General features: G+C 71.4%; 6 protein-coding genes and 2 pseudogenes. 5 read left to right on the forward strand and 3 right to left on the reverse strand.

Features of this window, described 5'->3' with window-relative positions; all coding sequences use genetic code 11:
- Positions 1 to 53 precede the first annotated feature (53 nt).
- The 3 genes and pseudogenes from PV410_RS43610 to PV410_RS43620 form a co-directional block, all read right to left on the reverse strand.
- Positions 54 to 725, reverse strand: coding sequence for a response regulator transcription factor (locus PV410_RS43610; RefSeq protein ID WP_500332232.1), 672 nt, complete (start codon positions 723 to 725; stop codon positions 54 to 56).
- 196 nt (positions 726 to 921) lie between these two features.
- Positions 922 to 1,443 (reverse strand): annotated as a pseudogene (locus PV410_RS43615) (VanZ family protein); the annotation flags it as partial.
- A 162-nt stretch (positions 1,444 to 1,605) separates the two neighbouring features.
- On the reverse strand, positions 1,606 to 3,546 hold the full coding sequence (locus PV410_RS43620) for an N-acetylmuramoyl-L-alanine amidase (RefSeq protein ID WP_500332233.1): 1,941 nt from the start codon (positions 3,544 to 3,546) through the stop codon (positions 1,606 to 1,608).
- A 769-nt stretch (positions 3,547 to 4,315) separates the two neighbouring features.
- On the opposite strand from PV410_RS43620, the pseudogene PV410_RS43625 reads away from it, so the two are divergent.
- The 5 genes and pseudogenes from PV410_RS43625 to PV410_RS43645 all read left to right on the forward strand — a co-directional run.
- Positions 4,316 to 4,819, forward strand: a pseudogene (locus PV410_RS43625) (serine/threonine-protein kinase); the annotation flags it as partial.
- Between the two features lie 882 nt (positions 4,820 to 5,701).
- Complete coding sequence (locus PV410_RS43630; protein WP_500332237.1) at positions 5,702 to 6,388, forward strand: TetR/AcrR family transcriptional regulator; 687 nt, start codon at positions 5,702 to 5,704, stop codon at positions 6,386 to 6,388.
- A gap of 154 nt (positions 6,389 to 6,542) precedes the next feature.
- Positions 6,543 to 7,571 (forward strand): NAD(P)-dependent alcohol dehydrogenase, encoded by a 1,029-nt coding sequence (locus PV410_RS43635; RefSeq protein WP_500332234.1) that lies wholly within the window; start codon positions 6,543 to 6,545, stop codon positions 7,569 to 7,571.
- The gene (locus PV410_RS43640; RefSeq protein WP_500332235.1) at positions 7,568 to 8,140 is read left to right on the forward strand and encodes an SUKH-4 family immunity protein; all 573 of its coding nucleotides are present in this window, start codon (positions 7,568 to 7,570) and stop codon (positions 8,138 to 8,140) included. Before PV410_RS43635 ends, PV410_RS43640 begins: the two co-directional genes overlap by 4 nt.
- A 166-nt stretch (positions 8,141 to 8,306) precedes the next feature.
- A complete protein-coding gene (locus PV410_RS43645; protein ID WP_500332238.1) occupies positions 8,307 to 8,606 on the forward strand; it encodes a transposase in 300 nt (99 codons plus the stop codon).
- Positions 8,607 to 8,742: the final 136 nt, after the last annotated feature.

An 8,742-nucleotide genomic window follows, 5' to 3' on the forward strand; every position in this document is an offset into this window, starting at 1 on the left:
GGCAGCGCCTCCGGGGCCCGGTTCGCCGCGGGCGGGCACCGGGCCCCGGGCGTCTACGTACGCGCGCCGGTGTCGATCCGGTATCCGACGCCGGGCACCGTGGCGATGATCCATGGTTCGCCGAGTCGTTTGCGCAGCGCGGAGACGGTGATGCGTACGGCGTTGGTGAGGGGGTCGGCGTTCTCGTCCCAGGCCCGTTCCAGTAGCTCTTCGGCGCTGACGACCCCGCCTTCGGCGGCGACGAGGACTTCCAGCACGGCGAATTGCTTGCGGGTGAGCGCGACGTAGCGTGCGTCGCGGAAGACCTCCCGGCGGAAGGGGTCGAGCCGCAGGCCCGCGATCTCGCGGACGGGGGGCCGGGCGTACGCGCGTCGGCGGTCGAGCGCCCTCAGCCGCAGGACGAGCTCCCGCAGCTCGAACGGTTTGGTGAGGTAGTCGTCGGCGCCGAGCCCGAACCCGGAAGCCTTGTCGTCGATCCGGTCGGCGGCGGTGAGCATGAGGATCGGGATGCCGCTGCCGGAGGCGACGATGTGCCGCGCGACCTCGTCGCCGGAGGGGCCGGGGATGTCGCGGTCGAGGACCGCGAGGTCGTACGAGTGGACGCCGAGCAGTTCCAGCGCGGAGTCGCCGTCGCCGGCGATGTCGGCGGCGATCGCCTCCAGCCGCAGACCGTCGCGGACGGCTTCCGCCAGGTAGGGCTCGTCCTCCACGATCAGTACGCGCATGTCCGAAGCCTAGGCGCCACGACGTATCGCCGACGTATGCGACGACGTGTGCCCACCGGACGCTCAGCCTGCCCGTGCCGGCGCAGGGCGAGGCCGGTCCGAGGGCGCTTGCGCCGTGGTGCGCCACCAGCGGCGCGACCAGCACGGCGCCTGCGGCGTTGACCAGGACGTCGTCCACGGAGGACACCCGGTCCAACTGCAGGACGTACTGCGCGGTTTCGACCAGGACCGAGCAGCCCGCCCCGAGCGCCAGGATCCGTGGCACGGACGCCAGCGCCGCGAACCGCATCGGGGCGAAGAACCCCAGCGCCGCGAAGACCAGCAGGTTGCCGACGATCCCGAGCGGCCCCATCGTGACCAGGTCCCGCAGCGGTACCAGGCTCACCCGGGCGGGGACGACGCCGGCCCCGCCGCCCGGCATCATGGTCAGCCACAGGAACGGCACCGTCCCGTGGACCATGCCCACCTCGGCCAGCGACATCCGCCAGGCCGACGTGCCGCCGACGGCACGCCGACCGCGCGCCAGAACCCACACCACCAGCAAGGCCAACGGCAGCGCGATCAACGTCATGAGCGCCACACCGTTGAACGTGTCGAAGCAGCCGTGCCACCGCCCTGCCATGCACATCGGAGCGGACATCATGAGCGGGCGCCGCACGAGGGACGCGGCGCCCGCCACGCCGAGGATCACCAGGCCGAGGAGCACGATCCTGCGCATGCGGGGGAGCGGTGCTGACGGGGATGCGTTGTCGTTCACGCCCCCATTGGAGACGCGGGGCCGTTGCGGTGGCGTATGCGCTTTTCGATACGCCCGCGATACACGGGGGTCCGGCACACCAGTGCGTGCCGGACCCCCCGGTGGACCCGTCCGAGGAGCGGGTCAGGAGCCGTGGTGGGACGGACGTCCCTTGGCGGTCACGTCATCCGCGTAGATCAGGGCGGTCTTGTGACCGTACTGGACGGTGTACATCTTCTTGGCGCCGAAGACGACCTTCCCGCTGGAGGGGAAGAAGTCGTCCGTCAGGGCCGGGGCCGCCGTGGAGACGTAGGCCTGGCCCGCCGGGATGCCGTACATGCTCAGCGGAGCCTGCGTGGACGGCGAGAGACCGGCGGGGTACTCGGCGGCGTCCGGGTAGCTGGTGCCGTAGACCTTCACCGGGTCGGTCGCGGCGGGCCTGACGATCGTCACGTCGCGCGCGGGGATCGTGTTGACACCGCGCGGGTTGTGGAACCACACCTTGCTGCCGCTGAACCAGATCGCGGTCCAGTCGCCCTTCTTCCCGGCGACGACGAACTGCTGTCCCGCCTGGGCGGTGCTGCCCCAGTCGCTGATCCGGTTGGTGCCGGGGGCACCGGGGTGGATCGACTGCTCGCCGAAGAGCGGGGCGTCCGCACGCGGTTCGGTGCGCACGTAGACGAAGTTCGACGCCTGGCGCACCGTGGTGCACTCCTCCGTGGCGTCGCTGCCGTCGTCCTCGGGGCACAGCTCCATGGTCTGCTTGTTGCGGGCGAAGCCCGGGGCGATGGTCACGGCGGAGCCCACCGTGCCGACGCCGTGCCGGCCGGAGACCGGAGCGCCCAGCAGCTCCATGAAGTGCTCCCAGTCCCAGGACGGGCCCGGGTCCCAGTGCTGGTCGTTGACGAACCGGTCAGCGGGGGCGACAACGTTGTCATGGCCGATGATGTGCTGCCGGTCGAGCGGAATGCCGTACCGCTCGGCCAGGTACCTCACCAGGTCGGCCGTCGCCTGGTACTGCGCCTCGGTGTACCACTGGGCGCCGTGCGCGGCGTAGCCCTCGTGCTCGATGCCGATCGAGTGGAGGTTGGTGGAGTAGTTGCCCGCCTGGAAGCCCAGGTCCTTGGCGGGCACCATCTGGGTCACCGCGCCGTCGGAGGACCGCATGACGTAGTGCGCCGCGACGCTGCTCAGCGGGTTCTGGAAGGTGGCGATGGCCGATTCGTACGGCGATTCGGTGTCGTGGATGACGATCTGGTCGATCCGGACGCCGTTCGCGGGCCGGTCGGAGACCTGGCCGTTCTTCGGGCTGGCCGGGACGAAGGTGCAGTTCACCGTCGGCGGGCACTCGGTGTCCGCCACCACGGCCGCGGACAGCTTGAGCTTGTCCACCTGCGAGGTGGCGGGGCTGACCGCGGCGTCGGCGTCGAGCCTGACGCTCTGGCCGTCGTCCGTGGTGCGGGCGACGCCCTTCTTGATGGTGGCGAAGACGCGGTCGGCGAACGCGGTCGCACCCTGCCGCACCGTGGACTGGCTGTAGCGGGCGACCGCTCCGTACCAGTCGTCCGGGTCGTCGGATGGCTCCGCGCCGAGCTCCCGCTGGTACGACGCCAGCAGTGCGGCTCCGCCGCGGATGTTCGCGGCCGGGTCGTCGCGCAGCTCGTCGGCCGGCAGACCCGTCAGCTCCGCCGCGGTCCGGAGGGTGTGCTGTGCCGCGCCCGAGGCGAGTTCCGCGGCCTCCGCCCGTCCGGCCATGCCCGCGGCGCCGCCGGCGAGCATGTCGGGCGTGACGTCGGTCAGGTGCATGGGCCCGAAGCCGCCCGAAGCGCTGTGCTGCCCCTCGTGGGTGTCCCAGGACGACTGCTGGTAGGCCACCGCGAGAAGCACCTGCTCGGGCACCTCGTACTCGGCCGCGGCGGCGGCGAAGTTGCTCTGGAGTGCGGTGTCCGCTCGAGGGGTGTCCTCCGAAGCCTGGGCTACGACGGGCACGGCGATGGCTCCCGCCACCGCGACGATGGCCGCGCCGAGCGCGATGGGACGGCGCCGGGAAGCGTGCTTCCGGTGCGATACTGAGTCTTTGGTCATTGAATCCCGATTCCGGGGTGACGAGGTAGGTCACGCCACCTGTCCACGCTGAGGAGCGGCACGAAACGGACCGTCGGTGAAGGGCGGCCCGGCCGACAGGCCTGCAGCGGAGCCTGTCCTGAGTGACCGTCATGGTCCAGGTCGCATCGCCCCTGAACTCGATGCCCGATGAACGTATCACACTGTCTGGGCGCCAAGATGAACGGTGTGTTTGTGAGGGGAAGGGGGAGGTGTGGTGCCGAATATGGGACGATATTCGCGCATTTCCAGGGCTATTCGAGGCGGGAAGCCGGACGTGGCCAAGGCGCCTCAATGACACTGTTGTGAAGGTCGCGGTCTCCGGCATCGCATCGTGTGATCGCGGAGCATGCGGTCCCGCCGGGCGCCGCCCTTCGCGCCGTTGCGCCCCCACCGAAGCCTGTGGAAAACGGCTCACACGTGACAAGTACGTCTATAGGCTGACACCAAGTCACCTGGGTGGGGTGGGTGGGGAACGGGGCGGGAGGTACGCCGTGCGTGTGCTGTCGGGGCGGTACGAGTTGGTGGAGACCGTGGGCCGGGGCGGCATGGGCGAGGTCTGGCGCGGGATCGACCGTGAGCTCGGCCGTGCCGTGGCGGTCAAGGTGCTGCCCCCGGAGCTGACCCGGCACGAGGAGTTCCGGACCCGATTCCGCCGGGAGGCCCGTACGGTCGCCTCGCTCACCCACCGGGGGATCGCGGTGCTCCACGACGTCGGTGAGGACACCGGCGGCGAGGAGGTCGTCCCTACCTCGTCATGGAGTTCATCGAGGGGCGCACGCTCGCCGAGGTGCTGGGCGACGGTCCCCTCACGATGGAGCGCTCGGCGGCGATCATGCGGGACGTCGCCGACGCCCTGGCCCACAGTCATGCGCAGGGGCTGGTCCACCGCGACGTCAAACCGTCCAACGTGATGATCACGGCTGACGGCCAGGTCAAGATCCTCGACTTCGGCATCGCCAAGGTCGTCGCCGACACGGCGACCCGGCTGACCGCGACCGGGATGACCGTGGGGACGCCCGCCTACCTCTCGCCGGAGCAGATCCACGGCACGGCGGTGGACGCGCGCACCGACCAGTACTCGCTGGGGTGCCTGTTCTACGAGCTGCTCACCGGCCGGCCGCCCTTCACCGGTGACTCGCCGTTCGCGGTGATGAACCAGCACCTCGCCAAGGACCCGGTGCCGCCCTCGGCACTGCGCCCGCAACTGCCCGGCGCCGTCGACTCCGTGGTGCTCCGCGCGCTGGCCAAGCAGCCCGAGCAGCGGTTCCTGGGCATGGGCGCCCTGCGCGACGCCCTGGGGAACCTGCACAGCGGCGGCAGCCTGGCGGGCACGGCCGGCGGCACCCGCCTCGCGGGGCCGCAGGAGCAGGTGGCGGTGCCGGCCGGGCCGCCCCCGGCAGCGCGTGTCGCGCAGCCGGCACCGCCGGCGCCCCCTCAGCCCGCGTCGGCGCCGACGATCCCTCCGGTGGCGGGCACGGGCGCGGCGGCGCCCCCCGCCGCACCCGCACCGGGCGGGGTGAAGATCGGCTCCCTGTGGCGGGGCGAACGGCTGGCCCCCTTCGTGGCGACGTTGCTGGCGCTGCCCGTGGTGATCTCCACGTGGGATTCCTACGCCTACTCGAGCTCGGCCATGACGGCTCTGGTCGCCGCCTGGCTCACCGCGCTGATGCTGACCTGCCTGCGTCCCGGCCTTGCGGGGGCCTTCGCGGCGGTCGCACCGGCCACTTTGCTGTGGGTGCGCGACGACATGCCGGGCATCGTGATTCTCCTGCTGCTGGCCGTGGCGTGCGCGGTGGGGGTGTTCTACCGGTCGGGGACGGCCGCCCAGGTCCTGTCCTACGGCGCGATCCTGTGCGTCGGGCCGGTCATCGCGAGCACGTCCGGCTCCTACGGAGAGGGGGCGACGTTCCTGCTCCTGGCGGCCGCGGCCTGCACCGGCCGCGGCCTGCACCAGCCGCGGCCTGCACCGGCCTCGCCGCCGTCCGGCACCCGCGCCGGCGCAGCGACAGCTGACCCCACACGCATCGGCGGCGGGTGTGGGGGAGGATGGGGCCCGGCCTGTCGGCGCGTGCCGGTGGGGACGTGTCGGGGCAGGCCCGGTGGAGCAGTTGAGAGGGGGACGGTGGAGATCGCCATGCAGTCCGGAGCCACGATGCGGCCCCGCAAGCCGTTGAGCCGGGAGCGGATCCTGGGTGCCGCGGTGGCCCTGGCCGATGACGGCGGGGTCGCGGCGCTGAGCATGCGGAAGATCGCGGGGGCGCTCGGTGTGGTGCCGATGGCGCTGTACAAGCATGTGGCGAACAAGGACGAGTTGCTCGACGGCATGATCGATGCCGTGGTCGGCGAGATCGACCCGCCGGTCGCCGGGGCGGACTGGCAGGGTGCGGTGCGGGGGCGTGTGCTGTCCGCGCGCCGGATGCTGCTGCGTCATCCGTGGGCGTCCGGGGTGATCGAGGCGCGGATGAAGGCGCGGACGACCCCGACGCCGGCGGTGCTGGCGTACCTGGACTCGATGATCGGGATCTTCAGGGCCGGGGGTTTCCCGCTGGACCTGGTCCATCATGCGATGCACGTCATGGGCAGCCGTGTCCTGGGCTTCTCCCAGGAGTTGTTCGAGGACAGCCCGGGCGGCGAGCCGGATCCGGACGCACCGCCACCCGAGGAGATGGCCGCACGCTACCCCCACGTCACCGAGCTGGCCATGGCGGTCGCCCATGACGCGCAGTCCGTCGTCGGTGCCGGCTGCGACGACCAGCTGGAGTTCGAGTTCGCCCTCGACCTGATGCTGGACGGCCTGGAGCGGCTCCGGAACCGGGCCTGACGCGGCGGCAGGATCGCCGCCCGGGCGGCCTTCCCCTCCCACACCTCTTGACCGGTGTACGCCGTACACCTACCGTGCGTGACAAGGGAGTTGAGTGGCGCACCGCCCGGGCGTACCGCTCCGGGCGGTCGGCGACGAGGGGCTGGGGAGCTCGATGAAAGCGATCGTCGAGAAGAGGTTCGGTCCGCCGGAAGTCCTGCGCCTGGAGGACGTCGAGCGGCCCGAGGCGGGAGCCGGCGAGGTACTGGTGCGGGTGCGTGCGGCGGCCGTCAACCCGTACGACTGGCACATGATGCGCGGCGACCCGTATGTGGCGCGGCTGATGGGCGGCATGGGGGCAACCCGGCCGAGGGTGCCGGTGGCGGGCATCGACGCGGCCGGGCACGTGGAGGCGGTCGGCGCGGGCGTGCACGGCGTCACACCCGGGGACGAGGTGCTGGGCTTCTGCCCGGGCTCCTTCGCCGAGTACGCCCGTACCACCCCCGACCTGGTGGTCCCCAAACCCGCGGGGCTGACCTTCGAACAGGCGGCGGCGGTGCCGATGGGGGCGGTGACCGCGCTGCGCGGCATCCGCACCGTGGGCCGGGCGCAGGCCGGGCAGCGGGTGCTGGTCAACGGCGCCGCCGGAGGCGTGGGCCACTTCGCGGTGCAGATCGCCGCGGCCCTGGACGCCGAGGTCACCGCGGTGTGCAGCCCCGGCAACGCCGACCTGGCACGCTCCTTGGGCGCCGCGCACGTCGTCGACTACACCCGGCAGGACTTCACCGGGTCGGGCGCACGCTACGACCTGATCCTGGACAACGTCGGCAACCACCCGCCGGCCCGGCTGCGCCGGGCACTCACCCCGGAAGGCATCCTGGTGGCCAACGGCGGCGGTTCGCCCGGCCGCGTGTTCGGTGCGGTCGCCTCCACGCTGCGCGTGGTCGCCGCCAACGCGTTCGTCCGGCAGCGGCTGCGCGTCATCCTCCCGGCGGCCCCGGCCGGGCCCACCCACGAGGACCTGCTCGCCGTCGCCGCGCTGATGGAGGCGGGCCGGCTGGCCCCCGTGGTCGACCGTACCTACCCGCTGGCGGAGGCTGCCGAGGGCATGCGCCACGTGGAGCGGGGCCATGCCCGCGGCAAGACCGTCATCACCGTCGGCCGTCAGGCACCCCCGAGTGAAGGGCCGGGAGCTGCGAAATGAGACCCCTGGTCGACCGCGTCGCGATGGAGTCGGTTTTCGGCCCCGACGAGCTGGTGACCGTGGATGACGCTGCCCTCGCCGGCGTCATCCACGAGCCGACCCGGGTCTTTCTGAGGGACGTGGGCCTTCCGGACCGGATCGGCTGGTTCATGGCGGACCAGCGGCTCGTCGACGGCGACCTGCGCATCGGCGGCGAGGCTTGGAAGGCCGTCTCGGAGAAGTACCCGAACTGCCCCTTCGACATGTCGTCGTGGCTGTCCCTCGGCGGGATCGGCATGGACGACGTCGTCGCCGACACCAGGACCGGGGCCGTGTACTGCATTCCGGAGGACGGGGGACCGCACCTGCTCAACAGCACGGTGGACGCGCTGGCGTTCTTCCTCCACGCGCTGGAGGAGGAACGGCCGGACTACGACCCCGAGGCCGCCACCGACGAGGGCGTCGACCCGGAGGGTGCGCGCGACAGGCTGCTGGCACGCATGCGTCGTGCCGACGGCGCGGTCATGGAGGACGAGGACTCCGCCTGGTACAGCGTGCTGCGCTACGTGCGGAACCTCATGCAGGACTAGGGCGTGTATCGGAAGTGGATCTTGGGTGTGGGGTGATCTCGATCTGTGGCACGCGGAGATCTGACGGATACACAGTGGGAGGTACTGAAGCCGCTGCTGCCCAAGGGCAAAAAGCCGGCTGCCGACATGGACCCTGCGGCAACTGATCGACGGCATACGGTTTCGGATCCGCACCGGTATCCCATGGCGGGACGTGCCCACCGACTACGGACCCTGGGGCCGGGTGTACGACCTGTTCCGCCGCTGGCAGCGGGGCGGAACCTGGAAACGAATCTTCACCCAGCTCCAAGCTCAGGCCGACGCGAAGAACCTGATCACCTGGGACATCAACGTCGACTCCACCGTCGTGCGCGCCCACCAGCACGCCGCCGGGGCAAGAAATAGGGGGACCTGCAGAAGGAACGGCCCGGCGGTATCGCCACCGAGCCGGACGACCACGGCCTCGGACGCTCGCGCGGCGGCCTGACCACCAAGCTGCACCTGGCCGTCGAACGGGGAAACGTCTAACTGATCGTTTCAGAATGAAGGTCGGAGTCGTCGGAGGCAGATGATGCTGCAGGCGAGTTCCAGGAGGCCCTGGTGGAGGTCGGCGCGGCGTTCGT

The organism is Streptomyces sp. PA03-5A, from assembly GCF_033792725.1.
GTDB lineage: Bacteria > Actinomycetota > Actinomycetes > Streptomycetales > Streptomycetaceae > Actinacidiphila.

Coding starts and splice junctions, on each gene's coding strand:
- PV410_RS43610 (WP_500332232.1), bottom strand. CDS start 725: ATGCGCGTACTGATCGTGGAGGACGAGCCCTACCTGGCGGAAGCCGTC.
- PV410_RS43620 (WP_500332233.1), bottom strand. CDS start 3,546: ATGACCAAAGACTCAGTATCGCACCGGAAGCACGCTTCCCGGCGCCGT.
- PV410_RS43630 (WP_500332237.1), top strand. CDS start 5,702: ATGCAGTCCGGAGCCACGATGCGGCCCCGCAAGCCGTTGAGCCGGGAG.
- PV410_RS43635 (WP_500332234.1), top strand. CDS start 6,543: ATGAAAGCGATCGTCGAGAAGAGGTTCGGTCCGCCGGAAGTCCTGCGC.
- PV410_RS43640 (WP_500332235.1), top strand. CDS start 7,568: ATGAGACCCCTGGTCGACCGCGTCGCGATGGAGTCGGTTTTCGGCCCC.